The organism is Ignavibacteriales bacterium, from assembly GCA_026390775.1.
Lineage (GTDB): Bacteria > Bacteroidota > Ignavibacteria > Ignavibacteriales > Melioribacteraceae > Fen-1258.
This window is the reverse complement of the sequence record JAPLFF010000003.1, coordinates 79844-101688: the sequence shown is the minus strand read 5'-3', so window position 1 is coordinate 101688 and position 21845 is coordinate 79844. Positions and strand designations below refer to the sequence as shown.

Genomic DNA, 21845 nt, shown 5'->3' with positions numbered 1-21845 from the left:
ATTAAAAAATTATGATTTACATTTTTTCGGGAGCGCTAACACCAAGAATTGATAATCCATTTCTAATTACAGTTTGAACAGCGATGCAAAGTGCAATGCGCGCTTCGGCAAGTTTCTTTTCGCTGCCGATAATTCTGCACTCAGTATAAAATCTGTGGAAGAGAGCGGCTAATTCTTCAAGGTATGAAGTGATTCGATTCGTTTCATAATTTTTTGCACTATAGATTACATCATCCGGAAATTCATAAAGTTTTTTGAGAAGATTCTGTTCCTCTTTTGTAATTAACAGTTCAAGATTTTCCAAAGAAGAATTTAATCCTTCATCTTTTGTCATACGTAGAATCGAAGAAATTCTTGCATGGGCGTATTGCAGATAAAAAACCGGATTCTCATCGGATTGTTTCTTGGCAAGATCAAGATCAAAATTCAAATGACTTGTAATGCTTCTCATGTTAAAAAAGTAACGTACAACGTCACTCCCTACTTCATCAACCAACTCATCAAGCGTTATATAATTTGCTTTGCGGGTTGACATCTTAACCACTTCGCCTTTTTCCATTATCGTAACAAATTGATGGATCAGCACTTTCACTTTGCTTGTATCATAACCGAGTGCGCGCAATCCGGCAAGAACATCGGGATAAGTTGCGCTATGGTCGGAGCCGAAAAGATCAATCATCAAATCATAATTGCGTTCGTATTTTGTAATGTGATAAGCAATATCCGGTAAACGGTATGTCGGTTCTCCGGTCGCTTTTACAATCACTTTATCCTGATCGTTGCCGAGTTCGGTCAGTTTCAGCCAAACAGCATCATCTTTTTCATACGATAGATTTTTTTTCTTAAACTCTTCGAGCAAAGCTTTGATCTTCCCATCTTCATACAAAGTATTTTCATTAAAAAAGTTTTTCATGCGGATATGAATACGTTCCATCGTTTTGATAATCTCAGAAAATATTTCTTTCTCAGCGGCTTGCTTAAATTTACCTTCAGCATCTTCATTGACAAGTTTATCACCATATTCATTCTTCAACTTAGCGGCAATTTCTTTAATGTATTCGCCTTGATAATAATCTTCCGGAAATTCAATTTTTCGTCCGAGTAATTCCAAATAACGCAGACGAACAGAATCACCAAGTACACGCATCTGTCTCCCCGCATTGTTGAAGTAATACTCGCGGTCAACAGAATACCCTATCCATTCAAGCATATTCGCAACAGTATCACCAACAACAGCACCGCGGCCATGTCCAACTGTTAATGGTCCGGTAGGATTTGCAGAGACAAACTCAACCATCGCTCTCTTACCGGTATATTTTTTCGACTTGCCGAAATTTTCATTTTCAAAGAGAACATATTTTACAATTTGAGAATTGTATGAAGCTGTAAAATAAAAATTGATAAATCCCGGTCCGGCAATTTCTATTTTCTCAATAATTTTTTTATCATAATCTAAGTTTGCAATAATTTCATTTGCTATCTCTTTTGGATTTCTTTTTAGTTTTTTAGAAAGGATCATTGCAGTGTTTGTTGCGTAATCACCATGATTATCTTGACTCGGGACAGAGAATGTCGGATCAATTTCAAAGAGATAAGGAAGTTTTTCTTGTGTGGTTTTAAAAAGTTTAATTAAATAATTTTTCAAATATATCTCCGGACTGATTTCAACGATTATTTCTCATCGGCAATTTTAATTACCGGTGCATCTCCCCAAAGTTTTTCAAGGTTGTAATAACTTCTTGCTTCTGCGCGGAATACATGAACCACAACATCAAAATAATCAAGCAGTGCCCAATTCAGTGTTTCAAATCCTTCTTTGTGAAAACATCTGATTCCTTTATTATGAAGTTCATCATCCACAGCATCGGCAATTGCCTTAACCTGTCTATCTGCATCAGCCGAACAGATAACAAAACAATCGGCTATTCCTCCGGAAAGTTTTCGAAGATCAAGTATTCTTATGTCAAAACCTTTTTTAGTTTTGATGATCTCTGTGATCATTTTTGCAAATTTTAATGAATCCAATTCTACCTCTTATTTAAATGGAGCTAAATTAAAATAATCTCTTCCAATGACAACCGAGACATCAAGGAAATAATCTTTGTTCAGTTGTTGAATTACATTTTCGTTTTTTATGCGAAGTGCTTTTGCAACCTTGTATGCATTAGCCATGTTTCCGGTTCTATCAATCACAAGACACTCATCAACATCAAACGAAACGTAATTGCCCATATTTACAACATCAAAATTATTTGAGCGAAGAAAATCCGTGAACCTATCTCCTACTCCGCCAATACCGCAGCCGTTCAAAACTTCAACTTGAATTATGTCCGATGCAACTTGTCCGTTTGCCTGTGTATCGCCTTCTCCCGGATTATTTGCAAGCTTGACGTAGATCGAATAAAGCATGTAAAGAATTATTACGGCTAAAATAAAAATGGATACATTAAGGATCAGATTAACAGCGGAAGATTTTCGGTGTGCCGGATTTGATGATTTTTTTGGGTTAATGTTTTCCAATTCGAAGTTGCGCTCAATTTTTCTTTGTTATCCTAAGCGCAATTTAATAAAAAACTATCTCTCTTTCTTAGAAGCCCCAATTATTGAAATAGTTGTCTCTGTTGAAAAGCGATGAACCACCATAAGAATATGGGGAATAAAGTCCGCCAGGCACTTGTCTGTATTGAAGAATTATGTTCATGTTATCGGTAGGTTTGTATGTCATTTGTACACGGCTTAAGTACACTCCGTTGATTTGCTTTGAGAAATCCTGACCGAAAGAATTGTATGGTGAATTTACTATACTAATATCTGTCTCTAAATTTAGTCTATCGCTGAATTTGTAAGCCATGCTGTTTGTATAAACACCCAGTGCCATTCCACCTATTCCGCCGAAAGCAGAGTAAGACAAATCGAATGTATGGTGCATAGAAAAATTATCGGGATTGATGAATCCAAGTATTGAACCAAAAGAATTATTTTTTACAATACCGCTGCGAACATCAGTTTGTTTGTTTAGATCATCGCGGTATTGAGCTTGCGAAATTGATGCAACAAGAACAATAATTGTTAGAATAAATTTTCTCATTTCAGTCCCTAACTTTTTATGCTCATTTAACAATCAATTGATTTGAATTGTTTCTGTAAATTATCAATCACTGAATCAATTTTATTGGAAAGAAACCACATATTCAAGTCAATTCAACAAATTAATTACTAACACGTACAATCATTTCAATTTCAACCGGTGCGTTAATAGGTAATTCGCTAACGCCGACTGCACTGCGGGCGTGCTTTCCTTTTTCACCAAAAACTTGAACTAAAAATTCCGACGCACCGTTTGCAATTTTTGGCTGTGCGGTAAAACCGATTTTAGAATTTACGAACACAACTAATTTTACAACTTGTTCTATTTTATCTAAATCACCAATTACCATTTTAATTGCAGCTAAACAATTAATTGCGGAAACGCGTGCACACTCAATTCCTTTTTCTTCGGATACTTCATAACCTACTTTCCCTTCTGCTATAAGTTTCCCTTCTTTAGTAGGTAGCTGTCCTGAAGTAAAAATTAAATTACCGGATTGCTGTGCTGGGATATAAGCTGCAAGCGGTTTCGCCGAAGTGGGAAGATCGTAACCAAGGATTTCTTTTATCTTCTGCTCTATCATTTCTCCTCGTAAAATTTTCTGTTCAAATATATCGAAAAATAAATCATAATATCTTCCGGAAATATTTTTCGATTCGCACTAGTCTGATTATCTTTGCTGTCAAAATTGGAGAATGGAATGACCGGTGAAAAATTTGAAAATCTCTGGGCAATTATGAAACGATTACGTCAAGAATGTCCGTGGGATAAAGAACAGACTCATGATTCGATTAAAGCAGCTACTCTTGAAGAAACCTATGAAATGATAGAGGCGATAGATCTGAAAGATTATAATGAGTTAAAAGCCGAACTTGGCGATCTGCTTCTTCATATAGTTTTTCATTCTGCAATAGCCGAAGAGAATAAAAATTTTTCTATCAATGATGTAATAGATTCCATAACAGATAAATTGATAAGACGTCACCCGCATATTTTCAGTGATACAAAAGTTAAAGACACAAAAGAAATTTTGAAAAATTGGGAAGAGATAAAACTTTCGGAAGGAAGAGATTCCGTTTTAGAGGGCGTCCCGAAAAATCTGCCAAGTTTAGCACGCGCTTACCGTTTGCAGGAGAAAGCTTCTAAAGTCGGTTTTGATTGGGAGAAGAAAGAAGATGTTTGGAAAAAGGTTATTGAAGAAATAGAAGAGATGCATGAAATGGAAAAAGCCGGTAACCAGGCTGAGTTCGAAAAAGAGATGGGAGATGTTTTCTTTGCTCTAACTAATTATGCACGTTTTCTCGGCGTTAACCCGGAAAATGCTTTAAGACTTACAAACGAAAAATTTATTGCGCGGTTTAGCTATGTTGAAAAGAAAATAAAAGAATCGGGGAAATCTTTATCTGGATCCACTTTAACAGAGATGGATAAATTCTGGGATGAAAGTAAAAAATTTATTTAAGCGCTTTTCCCATTATCACTGTAATGTTTCTCGTAAGCATTGATTATGTCTTTAACCAATTTGTGTCTTACTACATCGCCTTTATCAAAATAGACAAAGCTAACTCCATCTACACTTTTTAATATTTCTTTTACTTGCACTAATCCGCTTTGAGAAAAACTAGGTAAATCTATTTGCGTAATATCTCCGGTTATAATTGATTTGGAATTTGGTCCTAAACGTGTTAGAAACATTTTCATTTGCATGGCAGTTGCATTTTGTGCTTCATCCAGTATAACATAAGCATTGTTTAATGTCCTGCCGCGCATAAATGCTAACGGAACGATTTCCACAACATTTTTCTCAAAATAATTTCTCAGTTGTTCCGAAGGAATCATTTCCTCAAGAGCATCGTATAATGGGCGTAAATACGGATCAATCTTTTCTCTGAAATCGCCGGGTAAGAATCCTAAACTTTCCCCGGCTTCAACTGCCGGGCGGGCTAAAATTATTTTTTTTACAATTCCTTTTTTTAACGCTGCTATGGCAAATGCAACGGCTAAATAAGTTTTTCCCGTTCCTGCCGGACCAATTGCAAAACAAATATCATTTTCACGAACGCTTTTAGCATAAACAATTTGATTCGGCGTCTTAGCTTTAATTACATCCTTCTTAGAGTAGAGAACAATATTATCATAATCATTACCGTTTATAATTTCTTTGCCTTGAAGCGTCAGATCAATAATAGTATATACATCAGCCGGTTGAAGTTTACCCGTTGTGTTAAGAACAAAAATCATCTCCTTGATAACTTTTTCAATAGCGTCCACTTCTTCCTGTATGCCTTGAACATAAACTACATCGCCGCGTACAGTAATGCTCGTATTAAATCTTTCTTCTAACGGTTTAATATTTCCGTCATTAATACCGATGAACGAAAGAAGATCAACATTATCTAATTTTAATATTTTTTCTACTTGCGTAAAAACCTCCGTAAATAAATAAAGCCCTCTTCAACAAAAATGAAAAGGGCTTTATCTTAAAAATTAATAATCACATTAAAAGAATAATATTCCTTACTTAGCCGGAGTAGCCGGTTTTTGTGCAGGAGCAGGAGTAACCGGTTTTTGTGTTTGAGTTGGAGGTGCTGGTTTATAATTTCTTCTGATTTTATCATACTTTGCTTTTTCTTCTTCGGTCAAATTTGGAATCTTGAAATTTTGTTTCGGAAAAATTAGATCAGGATTCTTAATTTGATCTCTGTTTGCTTTATAAATAATCGGCCAAGCAAACGGATTTGCATAATGTTCTTTCTTCTTAGCAATATTCCAAAGATTATCGTTCTTTACAACTGTATAGTTTATTTCTTTGGGGGCTTCAACCCATGCATCAAGTTTTCTTTGAAGCTGGTTTTGAACTTTATCAAAGAATTCAGGAAGAGCGCTTATCTTGCTCTTCTTCATAGCATCAAGTTCAGCTTGACGATCAGCTTTCGGGGCTTGTTGAGCATCTATCTTTGATGTTAATGCTGCTAATTGTTTTCTGAAATTATCTATATCGGCTTTTGTAGCACCAAGCATTGCATAAAGTTCATTCATGCAGTCATCGTATGCTTTTAAGCCGTCTCTCATCTTATTCAGATTAGCAACTTCTGCTTTTAGTGAATTCAATTCTGATGTAAGAGAAACTTTTTTCTCTGTTAAACGATTAATCTCATTCTGCCATTCCTCTTTGGTCATTTCCTGATCCTGCGCAAAGAGATTGACAGAGAGAAGCATAAAAAACATGCTGGCTAATAATAATTTGTAAATCTTCATTGATTCCTCCGTCATTATAAACTTTTTAATTACATCCCGAGTTTTTCGAGATTCTTTTTAGTTTCAGCTTTCTCTTTAGCGCACTGATCAAGTTTTGCATTCCTTTCAGCAATTTCTCTTTCAATAGCTGCCTTTTCTGTTTTCAATGATCCAACTTCTTTCTCAAGTACTTTTACTTCAGAACGAAGCGCATCGAGTTCTGCCATTTGTTCTTCAGAAACGCCGCTGCAACCAGTAAATCCGATAATTCCAGCAACGAGAACTAAGGCTAACCCTGTATTGATGATTTTTTTCATCTTAATTCTCCCTTCCTTTTTTGGTGTGTAAAAATCTGAAATAAATATAAGAATTTTCTTATTTAAAATTTCAATTAAATCAACTGATTTTCAATTATATCACTCTTTTTTCAACCAAACTGGTGAAATTGTTTCCAGCAATAATAATATGGTCGAAAACTTGTATTTCCATCAGTTTACCGGCTTCAACCATTTTACGTGTCATAACAATATCCTCATTACTCGGTTCGGTATTTCCACTTGGATGATTATGAAGTAAAATAATATTTGCAGAATTATTTTCGATTGCTACCTTAAATACTTCCCGCGGATGAACCAAACTTGAATTTAGATTTCCAACAGAGATCAATTCAACTTTTGTGATCTTATTAGCAGAATTTAAACACACCACATAAAATTCTTCTTTAACTTTATCCCGCAAAAGAGGAATAAAAACTTCTGCAATATCACCGGGGGAAGTAATTTTTTTCACTGAATATAATTTTTTCTGAGCGTCTGCTCTTCGGCTTATTTCAAATGCGGCAATTAGTGTGGCTGCTTTATCTTTCCCTATCCCAAGATGTTTTTGAATAGCTTCACTTGTCTGCGAAGCAAGATTATTTAATCCACCGGACTTTTGAACTAATTCCTGAGCTACTTGAATAACACTTTTACCTTTTGTACCTGTTCGCAAGAGAATTGCAATAAGTTCGGCATCAGATAAACTTTGTGAACCTCTTAAAGTTAATTTCTCACGCGGGCGGTCATCTATCGGCAATTCTTTAACTTTCATGTTTACCCCCTTTAGCTGATGATTTTATTTATTCCCATTCTATTGTAGCTGGCGGTTTGGAACTAATATCATAAACAACCCGATTAACACCGCGAACGGAACGAATAATTTTATTCGATACGGTTTCAAGAAAATTATGATCAAATCTAAACCAGTCTGCAGTCATTCCGTCAGTTGATGTAACTGCCCTTAAGGCAATTACATTTTCATAAGTGCGTGCATCTCCCATAACACCAACCGTTTGGATCGGCAGTAAAACAGCAAATGCTTGCCAGATTTTATCGTAAATATTTGTATTCAATAGTTCATTTATATAAATAGAATCAACCTCGCGAAGCAGATCTAATCTTTCTACGGTAATCTCACCTAAAACACGCACAGCGAGTCCTGGACCAGGAAACGGGTGACGCTTAACAAAAATATCAGGCAAACCAAGTTCTCTTCCGATTGCTCTTACTTCATCCTTAAAAAGTTCACGGAATGGTTCGATCAATTTCAGATTCATTTTTTCGGGAAGTCCGCCAACATTATGATGTGTCTTAATAGTAGCCGAGGCACCTTTCACAGAGACTGATTCTATTACATCGGGATAAAGTGTACCTTGAACGAGAAACTCTGCATCAGATAATTTTTTGGACTCGGTTTCAAATACTTCTATAAAAGTATTACCGATAATTTTTCTTTTCTTTTCGGGATCTATAACTCCAACAAGACGTGTAAGAAAAAGTTGAGAAGCATCAACGTGATCAACACGCATCTTATAATTATCAATGAACATTTTAATGATAGAAACGCTTTCATCTTTACGCATCATGCCATGATCTACATGAATACAAACAAGCTGATCACCGATTGCCTGGTGAATTAAAACAGCAGCAACTGATGAATCCACACCGCCGCTTAAAGCACAAATTACTTTTTTATTCCCAACTTTTTGTTTTACTTCTTCAATTACAGTGTTAATGAAATTTTTGGAGGTCCAATCTGCTTTGCAATTACAGATATCAAACAAAAAATTATCCAATATTTTCTTGCCGAATATTGTATGAGCTACTTCGGGATGGAACTGAATTCCATAAATCTTCTTCTGCGGATTTGATATTGCACATAGCGGGGAGTTTTCAGTTTTAGCGGTCAAAGAAAATCCATCGGGCAATTTTGTAACATAATCACCGTGACTCATCCATATAACCGAACCATCACCAACACCGTTAAAAAGAAGATCATTTTTAATAATACCCAAATGGGCTTTGCCATACTCACGATCGGAAGCCGGTTCAACTTTACCGCCAAGTATTTTGCATATTAATTGTAATCCGTAACAGATACCAAGTACAGGAATACCGAGTTCCAATATTTCTTTTGGAATTTTCGGTGAATCGGATTCGTTAACGCTCATTGGTCCGCCGGATAAAATAATTCCAACCGGTTTTTCTTTTTTTATTTGTTCGATCGAATAAGTGTGCGGATGAATTTCAGAATATACTTTGCTTTCGCGGATTCTTCTTGCGATTAGCTGTGTGAATTGCGAACCAAAATCGAGTATTAAGATTTTTTGTGTGTGAAGCATGAATGTGAAGTGAATTTAAATAACAGCAGAACCAATCGTAGATTCTGCTGTTTAAATTATGATCTAAAAAAATCAATGACCAAGTTGAGAATTGTAAGCTGCTGCATCAAGAAGATCAATCAATTGAGATGCGTTGCTCAACTCAACTTTAATAATCCAACCTTTTCCGTATGGATCTGTATTTACAAGCTGCGGTTCATCATTCAATTTTTTATTTAACTCTAAAACTTTACCTGAAACCGGCGCATACATATCGCTTACGGTTTTAACTGCTTCAATTGTACCAAATGATTCTCCCATTGTTAACTCGGAAATATCAGGAGCTATATCAACATAAACTATATCACCAAGTTCGCTTTGAGCAAAATCAGTTATTCCAATCGTTCCAACTTTTCCTTCAACTTTTATCCATTCGTGATCTTTTGTGTACTTAAGATTTTGCGGAATGTTCATTGTTCCCTCGTTAGTTTGTATTAATGTGCTTATCTATAAATGAAGTATCGAAATCTCCATTAATGAATTTTTCGTTTTCCAAAACTTTTTTATGGAATGGTATTGTAGTTTTAATTCCTTCAATTTGAAATTCTTCGAATGCGCGTCGGGATCGAGCTATAGCGTGTTTGCGGTCGGTTCCCCAAATAATCATCTTAGCAATAAGTGAATCATAATTTGGAGGAATTACATAACCATCATAAACATGTGAATCAATACGAACACCGAAGCCGCCGGGAAAATGTAAATATTCAATTTGACCGGGTGATGGTCTAAAATTATGATCGGGGTCTTCTGCATTAATTCTAAATTCAAATGCATGACCGCGCGGATCAAGCGGCTTATCTTCAATTTCTCTACCGGCTGCAATTAAAATTTGATTTTTGATCAGGTCAATATTACGAACCATCTCAGTAACCGGATGCTCGACTTGAATTCTTGTATTCATTTCGATGAAATAAAAGTTCTGATGTTTATCAACTAAAAATTCGATTGTACCGGCTCCTTCATAATTAACTGAACGAACTCCAAGTAACGCCGCTTCACCCATTTTAGCACGAACTGCATTTGTGATAAATGGTGATGGCGATTCTTCAATTAATTTTTGGTGCCTTCTCTGAATTGAACAGTCTCTTTCTCCGTATTGATAAAAATTACCATGCCGATCACAAAGAACTTGTATTTCAATGTGCCTAGGATTTTCAACATACTTTTCCATATAAAGAGAGGAATTTGAAAAAGCAGCTCCTGCTTCGTTGCCTGCTGTTTGAAATGCTTTTTCGATCTCACTTTCTTCCCATACAATACGCATACCTTTTCCACCGCCGCCTGCCGTTGCTTTAAGCATAACAGGGTAACCGATCTTAGCAGCAATTTTCTTTGCCTCTTCAACATCGTTAATTACTCCTTCACTTCCTGGAACAACAGGAACGCCAACCTTACGCATTGTTTCTTTTGCAAAAGCTTTATCACCCATTTTACGGATTGAATCCGGTGAAGGTCCAATAAATTTTATATTTGAATCAGCACATATCTCACTGAATTCTGCATTCTCTGCAAGAAATCCATAGCCGGGATGAATTGCATCTGCACCTGTAATTTGAGCGGCTGATAATATGCTGGGAATTTTTAGGTAACTATGATTACTTGGGGCGGGACCAATGCAGACTGCTTCATCGGCAAAGACAACATGTAAGGAATCACGATCTACTTCGGAATAAACCGCTACTGTTGGGATGCCCAACTCTTTACATGTTCTAATTATTCTTAGTGCTATCTCGCCTCGGTTAGCGATTAGAATTTTCTTAAACAAATTTTCCTCATAGAGATTTGATAACACTAAACGGTTTCAATTAAAAAAAGAGGTTGATTGTATTCAACAGGGGTAGCATTTTCTACAAGAATTTTTACAACCTTGCCGTTAATATCAGATTCAATCTCATTCATTAATTTCATCGCTTCAACAATACATAGAACAGAACCGACTGAAACGATATCGCCGACTTGTATGTAGGGGTCAGCATCCGGTGCCGGTGCGCGATAAAATGTTCCTACAATTGGAGATTTAATCTCGTGCATGTTCGATTGGGTATGTTCAGCTGATACAGAAGATTTTGATTCACCTGAAGTTGTGAATTGCTGTAACCCGGATGATTGTCTTCCATAATCAGCTGCAGGTTGAAAATGAACCTGCGGAGCTTGTTTGGAATTTTTAGAAATCTTTACTTTAAGTTCACCTTCTTGAACAGTAAATTCGGTGACCTCGCTTTGCTCAACCATTTTGATGAGCTTTTTTAGAAGATTTAGATCCATTTTCTCAACCGTTAGTTTTTAACTCGTTCTAAGTATCCACCTGTTCGTGTATCAATTTTAAGTAAATCACCTTCATTGATAAATAGTGGAACACTAATTTTTGCGCCTGTTTCTACCGTTGCCTGTTTCAACGCATTGTTTGCTGTATTACCTCTAAATCCCGGTTCAGTTTCAACAACTTTAAGCTCAACGAAGATAGGTATTTCTGCCGAGATGATTTGATCTTTGTCATCCAATAACAATTCAACTTCAACACCTTCTTTTAAATAGATTTGTCCATCACCAATAATACTTTCTGCAACTGTAATCTGTTCGTAAGTTTCGTTATCCATTAGAACTAACCCGGCAGATTCTCTGTAAAGATATTGATATTTTCTTCTTTCAATACGAATTATTTCAACACCCTCACCAGATCGGAATGTATTGTCTAAAACACGTCCAGTTTTTAAGTTTTTCAACGAAGTTCTAACGAAAGCGCCGCCTTTACCCGGTTTTACATGTTGGAATTCAACTATTACGTATGGTTCGTTCTTATATTTAATTATTAATCCGTTTCTGAAATCGGAAGTATCAGCCATTATTTTATTAATCCTTCTATCGTAATGAAAATATACCCACCGCTTAATATAAAATCAAGAATGGATAATTCTGTAAAATTAATATCGAATTGATTATAAATTTTCAACTTGAATTAGATAACGGTCTAATTCATAAAATGCCGGTGAATTTTTATAATCTTTTTTTATTGTTTCTAAAACAGATTTAGCTTCTTCTTTTTTACGCAACTTAATAAAGTCAATTCCCGCCTTTAGAAGATACTCACTATTTGATGGATTCCCTTTAGATACTTTTGCAGCATCCTTATACAAATCAGCTGCTTTTTCAAAATCTTTCTTATTTTCTAAACATCCGGCTTTTCCGGCTAATGCTGTAGCTTTAAATAATGGATTAGATCCGGAATAGGAATTATATTCTTCATAAGCTGATTCGGAATTCCCTAATACCACATAAGAATTGGCTAAATAAATTTTTGCTGTTTCACCATTTTCTGTGCTGCCGTAATCTGAAACAATTTTTTTCAATCCAATGATCCTACTTGAAGTTATTCCATCCACAGCTTCTTTAAATTGACCGGCTTCATAAAGAGGAATAACTTTCGAAAGTATTTCTGCTGCATTTTTATTATCAGAACTTCTCTTGTTTGAAAAGAGAACGATAGCAACTACAAGTAATGCTACTACAGCGGCGCCAATTAATATTTTAGCCTGATATTCATTAAAAAAATTATAAGCTTTGTAATAAGTAGTTACCAGTTTGTCTTCTTTCATCTGCTTTTTGCTGATTTTTTTTCTTCTTTCTAACACTTTGAACCTCTTATTTTGATAAATCGGAAAAATTCGGCGAGAAATCTAAGAAAAATTATAGACCTATTCTAATATGATTTGAAAAAATCCAGGCATTCTGATTATTATATACTTCAACACGATAAACTCCCTTTTTAGGAGCTAAAAATTCAACATTTGTACCGCTTTTTTCTTCTTCTAAGTTCCCATTATGGATCAATCTGATTTTATCAGATGAACTCGGCAAGTTTACAATTAACTTCACCTTTTTAGAATGAGGGACAGAATCACCCATTTGATATCTATTATTTTCATTCTCCGCATAAAAACGGAATCCTCTTGCATCACCATGGTAAAAATTTGAGATGAAACATCTTCCAGCAGCCAAAGCTTTATAAACATTTTTCTTTGATTTATTTATTTCATGAGTCTCTGAAGAAATAATTAATTCCTCTTCACATAAGATATGAGTACGAATTGATTTGAAAAGAACTTTGTACGGGAAGACTTCCATTTCAACAAAACCAAGCATATTAATTTTATGCGCATGTGCATCTACACCACCAATTCCAACTACTTTTCTTTTTAGATTTAATGAATCCCAGACTTTTAATGTTTCTACAGGCGGAGCAATTATTGATCTTAAAGGATGAACAAAGTAATTATATTTATTTTGTTCGGTAAGCCCTTCCATCCACTCAGACATGTGATTCCATATTTCAATTCCGGTAAAATCATTTGACTCCCATTCAGTCCAAGGATAAGGCGGATGTTCTTTCATCGAATTTCTTATTTCATGGGGATGAGCTAAAAATCCTATGCCTCCCATTTCGTTTACTTTTTTTACATATTCTTTAGCAGGTAAGCGCGTAGAAATTGTTTCGTTAATACCGAATGCGAGATAATGATTTTTATTTTCCTTATCATTTATTTCGCAGCCAACTAATGCAAGAGTATTCGAGTACCAACCCTCGAATCCTTCTTTAAGAGCGCGGATAGTATTGTGATCTGTAAGGATAAAAAAATCCAGCTCCGATTCATTGGCAAATTGAGCAATATCTTTTACTTCACCGGAGCCATCGGAATAAATTGAGTGTATATGTATTGCGCCAACATATTCAAACATTTATAATTCCCGGATTAATTAGGCGGGCAGATAAAAATTTATTTGCCGGTATCTTTCTGTTATGCGTTATTTACTTCGAACAATGTTGTGTACTGAGTTGTTTGTTCTTTTATCATATCAGAAAGTTTTGTCATTAAAATATCAATTCGTTCATCGGTATTATCTTCAAAATTTTCATAAGCTTCTTTGCTTTTGAAAATATATACCTCTTCAAAATTATTCGGTTTATTTTTTTGTTCAAAAACAGAATAGGTCTCTAATCCTTCTGCTTTAACAATATTTTTTAATTCGCGAACAACATCTAAGTATTCTTCTCGTTTTTCCTGAAAAATATTGTATCGTATGGAAAAAATAACTTTACTCATTTATCCCTCTGTTAAATTGTAATTTCACCATTAAAAATAATTTTAGCAGGACCAGTTAATGAGAGTTCCTGCACTTTTTGTCCTTCTATTTTGAAATCTACTATCAATTCATCACCACTCTTTTGGTGCACTTTAATTGGCGGATTAAAATTTTCTTTTGCAAAAACTAATAATGCTGCTGCAACAGTTCCGGTTCCGCAAGAAAGTGTTTCATTTTCTACACCGCGCTCGTAACTTCTAATATCAATTTCTCCATTATGAATGCGTATAAAATTTACATTTGTTCCATCCGGTGCAAAATCTTTGTGATAACGAATTTCCTTACCAAGTTCATAAACCGGGAAAATATCAAAATCATTATAATATGATTTTGGATCAACCGGATTTCTAAGAACATCAATAAATTTTATAACAACATGTGGAGAACCGGTATCTACAAACGAAGCCGGCATTAACTGATTTCCCGCTTTGATCTTAAAATTCTGTTCCATTTTTTTTGGACTGTCTAAGAAAAACTTAACCAGCCCATCATCCAATAACTGCCCGGAATATTCAACACCATTAGCTATGAATGATATTTTATTATTAGAGATTCTGCCGCTTTCATTTCCATACTTTATTGCACAACGGGCTCCGTTAGCACACAAACTGCCGGTGGAACCGTCAGCATTAAAGTAATTCATCTCAAATGCAAAATCCTTCAGATCAGAAATTAAAAGAACACCATCAGCGCCAATCCCGATGCGTCTTTCACACATAATTTTGATGTTTTGAGTTGTTAGCTCAATATCAGGATTGACTTTTTTATCAAATAAGATAAAATCATTCCCTGCACCACTCATTTTTGTGAAAGAAAAACGCTTCATAATGATTTCAAATTTACGGCATTAAAGCACTTAAAGCAATGAGAAATGGGTTTTGGCACGGTATTTATTTTAATGAAGAGCGATTAATAAACAAACTTTTGACAACTAAGTGAACATGGTAGTTTTAAATTGCAGAATTATTTAGAGGTAAAAAAATTTTATCCCTATTAGTTATTTGGTTCAACTAATAGTGAGTAAAGCATAAAAAAATAGTTGTGCATATCCAAAACCTCACTGGCATTAAAAGCACTTAGTTTGCATTAAATTCAATCTTAAAAAGAAGCTGGAAATTCTGAGTTGAACCCCGCTATATATTTAACCTCAATAATTGTTTGCTCTTCATTTTACAATGTTGTCGCGCTATGTATTTACATTTTATATACGGATAAAGTTTTGAATATAGACAACTCGGCGCCTCTACTTAGTTACCGAAAAGTGCGGATTAATTACTATTTCAATTCTTCTATTTTTTACTCTTCCTTCCTCAGATAAATTGTTGGCAATCGGTTTTGTGCCGCCAAGTCCCACCGCAGTAATTCTGTTCGCTTCGGCCCCCATGCTAGACAATAAATATTGAAATATAGCATTAGCTCGTGCTTGTGAGAGATCAAGATTCTTCTGAAAATCGCCTTGACCATCGGTATGTCCTTCAATCACTGTGGTTCCGTTTGGAAATAATTGAATTGCTTTCTGAACTTTTCCAAACAAATCATAATACTTAGGTTCAAGAGTTGCCTTGTTTACCGGAAAAACAATGTTGATTAATCTAATTATTATTAAATCACCATTTCTTATAATTTCTGCCTCAGAAGGGAGAAAAAGTTTTGATGCGTTCTCGATGATTTGATTGCTCATATCCAATTCTTGCGATTGAGTCTTGTACTTTAGATTTTCATTTTCAAGTTGTGCAAATTTAGTTTTATACTCTTCAACCAACTTATTTAGTTCTTCTATTGTTTTTTTCAAATCATCCCGTTCTGAAGATAACTTTTGATTGTCTTTTAGTGCCTTATCTAATTTTGTAAGTCTGTCGTTTATATTAAAAATTATCTGGGAAGTTATTTCATCATAACCTTGATCGAATGAAGGTTGAATCTTGAATTCAGCTGCAATTTTAGTCAGTGGTTCTTCCCATGATAAAATTAGATCTTCCATGTTCTTGTCTTTTTCTTTCATTTTCATAAAAAGATCCTGTAAGTATAAACCATGTTTAAGTTCGTACGTTGCTTGGTCCAAGTTGTTGCGTGCTTTGAGAGTATCGTAACGATTGGCATTTAGAATTGATTCTATGTCTTGAGCGAATTGTTTGCTCTTCTTTAATGTAACAGGCGCATATTTGTTTAAATCTTTATCCTCGGCTTGAGTTATAGAAGCATTAAGATCATTTAAGAATTTACCTTTTATACTTACCAACTCCGCATCTTTGTAATTAGTCTCTGCGGCCTTCACATATTTTTGATATCCTTCCATATCTTTATCGTTATAATCTTCTACAGCACTTAAGAAATTCTCTTCTCCTTCTTTACATAATTTCGTAGCGTTATTGTAAGCCTCCACATTAAACGCAAGTTGACGGATTTTCATTAAATCTGTAAAACTTGTATTCAATGTTTTGGTTGTTTCTATTGATTTATTAAAAAGATCAATAGCTGTTGTCAAGTTTTGTTGAATCTCTTCGGGTTTTCCGTTTTTCTTTAAAAGCTTTTCAGCATCGGTAAGCAATTCAGTTCCTTTTTCAAAATCTGCATTGGCAAAAATATTAGCAGCGGCCACCAAAGCTTTCTTGCTAAGTTCCCGTGCGGTCTTAAACATTATTGCAGAATCGCTTTGAGAGAAGATTTGATTGGTGAGGAAGAAAAACACAGTAATCGAGTATAATGTCTTAACAGTTGAAAACCTTTTCATATTGCCTCCAATGTTTCTAGGATTTGCAACGTAATATATAAATTAAAATAACTCTTTTATTAACTGATGTATCTATGCGCTTAGAAAATTACCATGTAAAAACTTAATATGCCCAAATCTCTACTCTCCTTCTGTCTCTGTTGCTTCAAAACTGAAACTCAACTACAGTTTGAAATCCTGAACAAATTGTACTGCTATTCCTACATTTCTTTTTTCGAAAGGTCAATCATAATTGTGAATTTTTTATGTGGATGGAGTTTTGTATATGGACAACGATGAAGGCAGCAGTAGAAATATAAATCTCTAATAAAGCTGTGCCCATTTTGTGCCCAGACCGCATATTATTGATTGGATTTATTGGAGTAGTTGTATTAGGAAAATGAGAATACGCTTTATAAACGCATTCTCACTCTAAAATGAAATAATGAAAACTACAAGTGGAGGTGGCGGGAGTCGAACCCGCGTCCGAAATTACAATCCTATGAACGTCTACACACATATTCTATCTTTTAATTTCATCCCGACAGCATTGATAGACAAATTATGTCGGGACTATTCCGAAATTAGTTTCGCCTCTTCTATTCGGAAGTTCGATTTGGCTATCATACCAGACGACGTTCTTTCAACCCCAGGTATGAATGAAGCTGAAGAACGGCTGCGTTAATTACGCAGCTAAAGCGTAGTTATATTCGCCTTTTATGTTTTTTACCGTCGTTTAACGTGTCTACGGAGAACACGGTGCGCAGTCCAAAGAACAAATAATCCCGTCGAAGCCAATGTCACCCCCGTCTGAGAATGTAGAACTATTTCTTCCACTCAATATCAGGGTGTTTGGATGAAAAATTTTCAAATCGTGCAAGAACAAATAATAGATCTGAAAGACGATTCAAATATATCTTTATTTCTGAGTTTATCATATCAACTTTTGAAAGAGAAATGACTTCCCTTTCTGCTCTTCTACAAACTGCCCTTGCATGATGTAATAACGCAGCGCCTTTTAATCCGCCAGGTAAAATAAAATTTTTTAATGATGATAATTTATTATCAACCTTATCTATCAATACTTCAAGGCGTTTTGTATTAAATTCATTAATTCGCGGAATAGAAAATTTTTTACTATCCTTATATTCCGGAGACGCCAAATCAGAGCCTATATTAAATAATTCATGCTGTATACTGCTTAAAATCTTTTTGAGTTCCCTATTTTTTATTTCAGTAATAGCTATACCAAGAATGGAATTTAATTCATCAACTGTTCCAAATGATTGAATTCTTAGATCATCTTTCCAAACTCTTTTACCGCCGAAGAGAGATGTTTTTCCTTTATCGCCGGTTTTTGTATAAATTTTCATCTTATCAAGTTTATTTCAGAGATTCTAATTTTTATTTTCTTATCACTTGATTTAATAAATAAAGCAGTATGATCAGCAAGAGCTTTCTTCTTTATTAATGCTAATCCGATTTGCGGATTAACAAGTTCCTGTGAAGATAAGGTCGTCAATTCACCCCATTCGTTTTCTGCTTCATCTATTATCATTAATGGAGTAATAATATTTGTAGGTTCGTCAATTGTAATTTTAACCAATTTCCGCTGTACTTTATCGTATGTATCTAGACGTGCAATTACTTCCTGACCTATGTAACAACCTTTTTTAAAACTTATTTCGTTTATCAAATTAACTTCGTGTGGATTTGTTGAATCATTTATCTCATTAGGATAAGACGGTATACCATTCTCAATTCTAAAAACATCATAAGCATTTTCTCCAACAACAGATAGGTCGAATACACTTTTAATGTTAGAAAGGTATTCTAAGAAATCAATGCACTTTTCTCTATCAATTAAAATTCTATAAATATTATGACTATTAAATCCCTGTTCTATATAATAATAAAATCTAAACCCATCAATTTCATTAACTTTTACTAAGTTCATATCAACCAAATCAATCTCCTCACCAACAAGCATAGAAAGAAAAGAATTGCATTGTTTACCAATTAATTCCAAAACGACAAAACTATCTGACACATCACGAGCAATTATATCTTCAGTAATTATAAATTTGTTCACCCAACTGAAAAGTCGCTTATCATAATCACTGTTTCCAATTAAGTAAAAATTATTTTCAAGATTTAATAAAGTTGATCTCGAAATGAATCTTCCTTTTTCATTTAGGAAGAGTGTATTTCTTTTCTCAAATGATTTTAAATCTTTAATTGTGTTGGTTGATACCCGATGCAAAAAATCCAGAACATCTTTGCCTGTCATTTCAATGATAGTAGAATTTAATTTTATTCTAATACCAATACCATTTTTCAATGATCCATACTCATCTTTAGCTGAATAAAAAAATCGTATGGAATTTTCTTCCTTATTTGATTCCGGATATTTTTTTGCAAAATATTCTGCAATCGTTAACAAATTATTATTCTCATGAAACATTCAGAACCTTTCTAATACAATTAATATTTTCTATACCAGCGTGAGTTTTTATCTGTTATATATAACTGTCTCTTCTCACTCCAATAAAAAGGGATAGAATCTATAATACGAATAGATGCAAAAAGAGAATCCTTATAATTTCTTCCTGTGCTAAATACGTATTCATAATAATCGGGATATTTATCGTTGTTAATGTTTGCTAATGATCTTTTAAGAACAAGTGCAAGATATGTTTCCATTAAATGAGGAGGCTTATTCCATCCGTCCGTTAAAAAGAAATTGTAATTACGATGACCTGAAATGATTCCATCTTCAAAATTCAACTCAACATATTTCATGTTTTTAACTTTCCAATTCTTGATCGTCATGCTATTAAATCCGCCATGAATAGGAACTTCCGATTCCCATACTCTGTTGAATTCTCCATCCTTACATTCAAAAAGTGTTAACCAGAAAAAAGTTGTCCCAAGTTTTGTACTGTCGAGATTAATGTAGCTTGATTCATAACCGATAACATTCTTAGTCTCAATATTTCTTTCTCCAGGTTTCGATTTTGCAACGACACAAAGAACATAGTTTGCAACATCTCTAAAATATATTACGGCAATTTTCGGAACGTTGAAAGTTAACGTTCTATCGAATTCAACTAAATAAGTGCCCGGATCATAATGACTAAGAATATATTCTTTTAAGGAAATAGTATCGCACACAAATCGATTTTTTGTTTGTTCTTTGTCTATACCAATATTATACTGTTGTATTTGTTCATCTTTAGCATTCGATGTAGCCGCATCTCCGCCGCCGCCCTGCTTTGATGTACACGAGTAAATTAATAATCCCAAAAGAGAGAACACTATAAACATTTTATAGAGTTTCATCTCGTTTATCCTTAATTGTTATTAAATATTTTCTATTAACTTTTTGAAAACTCATCAAGGAAATATGCTGATGCATACAATCCTTTTTCAAAATTTTCCAGAAGGAAATGTTCGTTCGGAGAATGAATGTTATCGCTATCCAAGCCCAATCCCATTAACACAGCCGGAGCTTTTAATATTCTCATAAAATCTACAACGATTGGAATAGAACCACCTTCGCGAGTGAAAACGGTTTTCTTACCAAATGCTTTTGCAGCAGCATTAGCTCCTGCAATCAACGATTTACTTCCTAACGGAACCATTACCGGGTAACCGTAGTGTATTGTTTTAACTTCAACTTTAACACTTTTTGGTGATAATGCCTTGATGTGTTTTGTAAATTCCTTTGCAATTTTTAACGGTTCTTGTTTGGGAACCAATCTCATGCTGATCTTAGCCATTGCTTTAGATGGTAATACTGTCTTAGCTCCTTTTTCCGTAAAGCCGCCGATTATACCGTTACAATCCAAAGTAGGACGGGTCCACAATCTTTCCAAAGTTGTATATCCTTTTTCACCTTGCAATTCTTTAACGCCGAGTTCCTTTGCGTATTCTTTATCAGATAATTTTAACCTTCTAAAATTTTCTTTTTCTTCTTTCGATAATTGAAGAACACTTTTATAAAAATTTGGAACAGTTACTTTACCGTTCTTATCATGAAGTTTAGAAATGATCTTAGCTAATTCATTGATCGGATTGGCAACCGCACCGCCGAAACTACCGGAATGAAGATCGCGATCTGCTGCAGTTACTTCTACTTCCATGTAGAGCAATCCTCTTAGTCCATATGTAATTGTTGGAATACCTTTTGCGTACATGCTTGTATCCGAAATTAAAACAGTATCGCATTTTAGTAATTCTTGTTTCTCTTTTAAGAACGCGCCAAGATTTGTGCTTCCAATTTCCTCTTCACCTTCGAATAAGAATTTAATATTTACAGGAGGTTCGCCTACCGTCTTGAAATATGCTTCCACACTTTTAATGTGAACAAAATTTTGACCTTTATTATCATTAGCTCCTCGAGCCCAAATTTTTCCTTCTTTTATTACAGGTTCAAACGGCGGATTGGTCCACAAATTTATCGGATCCACAGGCTGAACATCATAATGACCATAGACCAATACAGTTGGTTTACCGGGTTTGCCAAGCCATTCCCCGTAAACAATTGGATAACCGGCTGTCGGAAAAATCTCAACTTTAGTCATTCCTGCATCTTTTAATTTCTGAGATACAAATCCTGCACATTGTATCATTCCAACTTTATGCGAAGCTAATGTACTTATGCTTGGAATTCTTAAATAATCTTTAAATTCTTCCAAATAATTATCTAAATTACTTTTAAGGTAATTAACAACAGATTCCACTATTCCTCCATTAAGATAATATAAATGAATATGAACAATTAAATAACAGCATAACTTATCGTATCAAATTTACACCTAACAATCTCTGTATTCAAGTGATATAATGCCAAATGAAATAAATTCTCGATGCAAGTATCAGTTGAATACAATTTAGAATCATTCATATCATCAGTTATATAAGACCAAATACTTTATCCCGCTTTGGTTTCTTTCCTAATTATGGTAAAT

General features: G+C 34.6%; 24 protein-coding genes and 1 other RNA gene. 1 reads left to right on the top strand and 24 read right to left on the bottom strand.

The window, feature by feature from the left end:
- Positions 1-16 precede the first annotated feature (16 nt).
- The 5 genes from argS to NTZ27_00630 form a co-directional block, all read right to left on the bottom strand.
- Complete coding sequence (argS, locus tag NTZ27_00650; protein MCX6173250.1) at positions 17-1645, bottom strand: arginine--tRNA ligase; 1629 nt, start codon at positions 1643-1645, stop codon at positions 17-19.
- Between the two features lie 26 nt (positions 1646-1671).
- On the bottom strand, positions 1672-2025 hold the full coding sequence (rsfS, locus tag NTZ27_00645; protein MCX6173249.1) for a ribosome silencing factor: 354 nt from the start codon (positions 2023-2025) through the stop codon (positions 1672-1674).
- Positions 2026-2034: 9 nt separating this feature from the next.
- Positions 2035-2520, bottom strand: a complete 486-nt coding sequence (locus NTZ27_00640; protein ID MCX6173248.1) for a LytR C-terminal domain-containing protein — start codon at positions 2518-2520, stop codon at positions 2035-2037.
- A 67-nt stretch (positions 2521-2587) separates the two neighbouring features.
- Positions 2588-3088, bottom strand: coding sequence for a hypothetical protein (locus NTZ27_00635; GenBank protein ID MCX6173247.1), 501 nt, complete (start codon positions 3086-3088; stop codon positions 2588-2590).
- Between the two features lie 121 nt (positions 3089-3209).
- Entirely contained in the window at positions 3210-3671 is a 462-nt protein-coding gene (locus NTZ27_00630; protein ID MCX6173246.1) for a RidA family protein, read from the bottom strand.
- A 117-nt stretch (positions 3672-3788) separates the two neighbouring features.
- On the opposite strand from NTZ27_00630, the gene mazG reads away from it, so the two are divergent.
- Complete coding sequence (mazG, locus tag NTZ27_00625) at positions 3789-4550, top strand: nucleoside triphosphate pyrophosphohydrolase (protein ID MCX6173245.1); 762 nt, start codon at positions 3789-3791, stop codon at positions 4548-4550.
- On the opposite strand, the gene NTZ27_00620 is transcribed toward mazG, so the two are convergent.
- The 19 genes from NTZ27_00620 to NTZ27_00530 form a co-directional block, all read right to left on the bottom strand.
- Positions 4547-5359 carry a PhoH family protein gene (locus NTZ27_00620; GenBank protein ID MCX6173244.1) on the bottom strand — a complete coding sequence of 271 codons (813 nt, stop codon included), beginning with the start codon at positions 5357-5359 and terminating at the stop codon, positions 4547-4549. The two genes, mazG and NTZ27_00620, sit on opposite strands and share 4 nt — an antisense overlap.
- 246 nt (positions 5360-5605) lie before the next feature.
- Positions 5606-6346 (bottom strand): LysM peptidoglycan-binding domain-containing protein, encoded by a 741-nt coding sequence (locus NTZ27_00615; GenBank protein MCX6173243.1) that lies wholly within the window; start codon positions 6344-6346, stop codon positions 5606-5608.
- Positions 6347-6375: 29 nt separating this feature from the next.
- Positions 6376-6642, bottom strand: coding sequence for a hypothetical protein (locus NTZ27_00610; protein ID MCX6173242.1), 267 nt, complete (start codon positions 6640-6642; stop codon positions 6376-6378).
- 94 nt (positions 6643-6736) lie between these two features.
- On the bottom strand, positions 6737-7414 hold the full coding sequence (radC, locus tag NTZ27_00605; protein ID MCX6173241.1) for a DNA repair protein RadC: 678 nt from the start codon (positions 7412-7414) through the stop codon (positions 6737-6739).
- Between the two features lie 28 nt (positions 7415-7442).
- Positions 7443-8984 carry a glutamine-hydrolyzing GMP synthase gene (gene guaA / locus NTZ27_00600; GenBank protein MCX6173240.1) on the bottom strand — a complete coding sequence of 514 codons (1542 nt, stop codon included), beginning with the start codon at positions 8982-8984 and terminating at the stop codon, positions 7443-7445.
- 72 nt (positions 8985-9056) lie between these two features.
- The gene (gcvH, locus tag NTZ27_00595; protein MCX6173239.1) at positions 9057-9437 is read right to left on the bottom strand and encodes a glycine cleavage system protein GcvH; all 381 of its coding nucleotides are present in this window, start codon (positions 9435-9437) and stop codon (positions 9057-9059) included.
- 10 nt (positions 9438-9447) lie between these two features.
- On the bottom strand, positions 9448-10788 hold the full coding sequence (accC, locus tag NTZ27_00590; protein MCX6173238.1) for an acetyl-CoA carboxylase biotin carboxylase subunit: 1341 nt from the start codon (positions 10786-10788) through the stop codon (positions 9448-9450).
- A 26-nt stretch (positions 10789-10814) separates the two neighbouring features.
- Entirely contained in the window at positions 10815-11288 is a 474-nt protein-coding gene (gene accB / locus NTZ27_00585; protein ID MCX6173237.1) for an acetyl-CoA carboxylase biotin carboxyl carrier protein, read from the bottom strand.
- A gap of 11 nt (positions 11289-11299) precedes the next feature.
- Positions 11300-11866, bottom strand: a complete 567-nt coding sequence (efp, locus tag NTZ27_00580; GenBank protein MCX6173236.1) for an elongation factor P — start codon at positions 11864-11866, stop codon at positions 11300-11302.
- 93 nt (positions 11867-11959) lie between these two features.
- Positions 11960-12652: a hypothetical protein gene (locus tag NTZ27_00575; protein ID MCX6173235.1), complete on the bottom strand. Its 693-nt coding sequence runs from the start codon at positions 12650-12652 to the stop codon at positions 11960-11962.
- Positions 12653-12707: 55 nt separating this feature from the next.
- The gene (locus NTZ27_00570; protein ID MCX6173234.1) at positions 12708-13757 is read right to left on the bottom strand and encodes a CehA/McbA family metallohydrolase; all 1050 of its coding nucleotides are present in this window, start codon (positions 13755-13757) and stop codon (positions 12708-12710) included.
- 59 nt (positions 13758-13816) lie between these two features.
- Positions 13817-14122, bottom strand: a complete 306-nt coding sequence (locus NTZ27_00565) for an MFS transporter (protein ID MCX6173233.1) — start codon at positions 14120-14122, stop codon at positions 13817-13819.
- Between the two features lie 11 nt (positions 14123-14133).
- Complete coding sequence (gene dapF, locus NTZ27_00560; GenBank protein ID MCX6173232.1) at positions 14134-14988, bottom strand: diaminopimelate epimerase; 855 nt, start codon at positions 14986-14988, stop codon at positions 14134-14136.
- Between the two features lie 417 nt (positions 14989-15405).
- The gene (locus NTZ27_00555; protein ID MCX6173231.1) at positions 15406-16893 is read right to left on the bottom strand and encodes an OmpA family protein; all 1488 of its coding nucleotides are present in this window, start codon (positions 16891-16893) and stop codon (positions 15406-15408) included.
- Between the two features lie 435 nt (positions 16894-17328).
- Positions 17329-17680, bottom strand: a transfer-messenger RNA (tmRNA) gene (gene ssrA / locus NTZ27_00550).
- Positions 17681-17696: 16 nt separating this feature from the next.
- Positions 17697-18245: a cob(I)yrinic acid a,c-diamide adenosyltransferase gene (locus tag NTZ27_00545; GenBank protein MCX6173230.1), complete on the bottom strand. Its 549-nt coding sequence runs from the start codon at positions 18243-18245 to the stop codon at positions 17697-17699.
- Positions 18242-19336, bottom strand: a complete 1095-nt coding sequence (locus NTZ27_00540; protein MCX6173229.1) for a hypothetical protein — start codon at positions 19334-19336, stop codon at positions 18242-18244. Before NTZ27_00540 ends, NTZ27_00545 begins: the two co-directional genes overlap by 4 nt.
- A 20-nt stretch (positions 19337-19356) precedes the next feature.
- Entirely contained in the window at positions 19357-20214 is an 858-nt protein-coding gene (locus tag NTZ27_00535) for a hypothetical protein (GenBank protein ID MCX6173228.1), read from the bottom strand.
- A 35-nt stretch (positions 20215-20249) separates the two neighbouring features.
- The gene (locus NTZ27_00530) at positions 20250-21617 is read right to left on the bottom strand and encodes a dipeptidase (GenBank protein ID MCX6173227.1); all 1368 of its coding nucleotides are present in this window, start codon (positions 21615-21617) and stop codon (positions 20250-20252) included.
- Between the last annotated feature and the right edge of the window lie 228 nt (positions 21618-21845).

Bases quoted from the DNA above. Each gene is read 5' to 3' on its own strand.
- NTZ27_00635 (MCX6173247.1), bottom strand. From the start codon at position 3,088: ATGAGAAAATTTATTCTAACAATTATTGTTCTTGTTGCATCAATTTCG.
- NTZ27_00630 (MCX6173246.1), bottom strand. From the start codon at position 3,671: ATGATAGAGCAGAAGATAAAAGAAATCCTTGGTTACGATCTTCCCACT.
- mazG (MCX6173245.1), top strand. From the start codon at position 3,789: ATGACCGGTGAAAAATTTGAAAATCTCTGGGCAATTATGAAACGATTA.
- NTZ27_00615 (MCX6173243.1), bottom strand. From the start codon at position 6,346: ATGAAGATTTACAAATTATTATTAGCCAGCATGTTTTTTATGCTTCTC.
- NTZ27_00610 (MCX6173242.1), bottom strand. From the start codon at position 6,642: ATGAAAAAAATCATCAATACAGGGTTAGCCTTAGTTCTCGTTGCTGGA.
- radC (MCX6173241.1), bottom strand. From the start codon at position 7,414: ATGAAAGTTAAAGAATTGCCGATAGATGACCGCCCGCGTGAGAAATTA.
- guaA (MCX6173240.1), bottom strand. From the start codon at position 8,984: ATGCTTCACACACAAAAAATCTTAATACTCGATTTTGGTTCGCAATTC.
- gcvH (MCX6173239.1), bottom strand. From the start codon at position 9,437: ATGAACATTCCGCAAAATCTTAAGTACACAAAAGATCACGAATGGATA.
- accB (MCX6173237.1), bottom strand. From the start codon at position 11,288: ATGGATCTAAATCTTCTAAAAAAGCTCATCAAAATGGTTGAGCAAAGC.
- efp (MCX6173236.1), bottom strand. From the start codon at position 11,866: ATGGCTGATACTTCCGATTTCAGAAACGGATTAATAATTAAATATAAG.
- NTZ27_00570 (MCX6173234.1), bottom strand. From the start codon at position 13,757: ATGTTTGAATATGTTGGCGCAATACATATACACTCAATTTATTCCGAT.
- NTZ27_00565 (MCX6173233.1), bottom strand. From the start codon at position 14,122: ATGAGTAAAGTTATTTTTTCCATACGATACAATATTTTTCAGGAAAAA.
- dapF (MCX6173232.1), bottom strand. From the start codon at position 14,988: ATGAAGCGTTTTTCTTTCACAAAAATGAGTGGTGCAGGGAATGATTTT.
- NTZ27_00555 (MCX6173231.1), bottom strand. From the start codon at position 16,893: ATGAAAAGGTTTTCAACTGTTAAGACATTATACTCGATTACTGTGTTT.
- NTZ27_00545 (MCX6173230.1), bottom strand. From the start codon at position 18,245: ATGAAAATTTATACAAAAACCGGCGATAAAGGAAAAACATCTCTCTTC.
- NTZ27_00540 (MCX6173229.1), bottom strand. From the start codon at position 19,336: ATGTTTCATGAGAATAATAATTTGTTAACGATTGCAGAATATTTTGCA.
- NTZ27_00535 (MCX6173228.1), bottom strand. From the start codon at position 20,214: ATGAAACTCTATAAAATGTTTATAGTGTTCTCTCTTTTGGGATTATTA.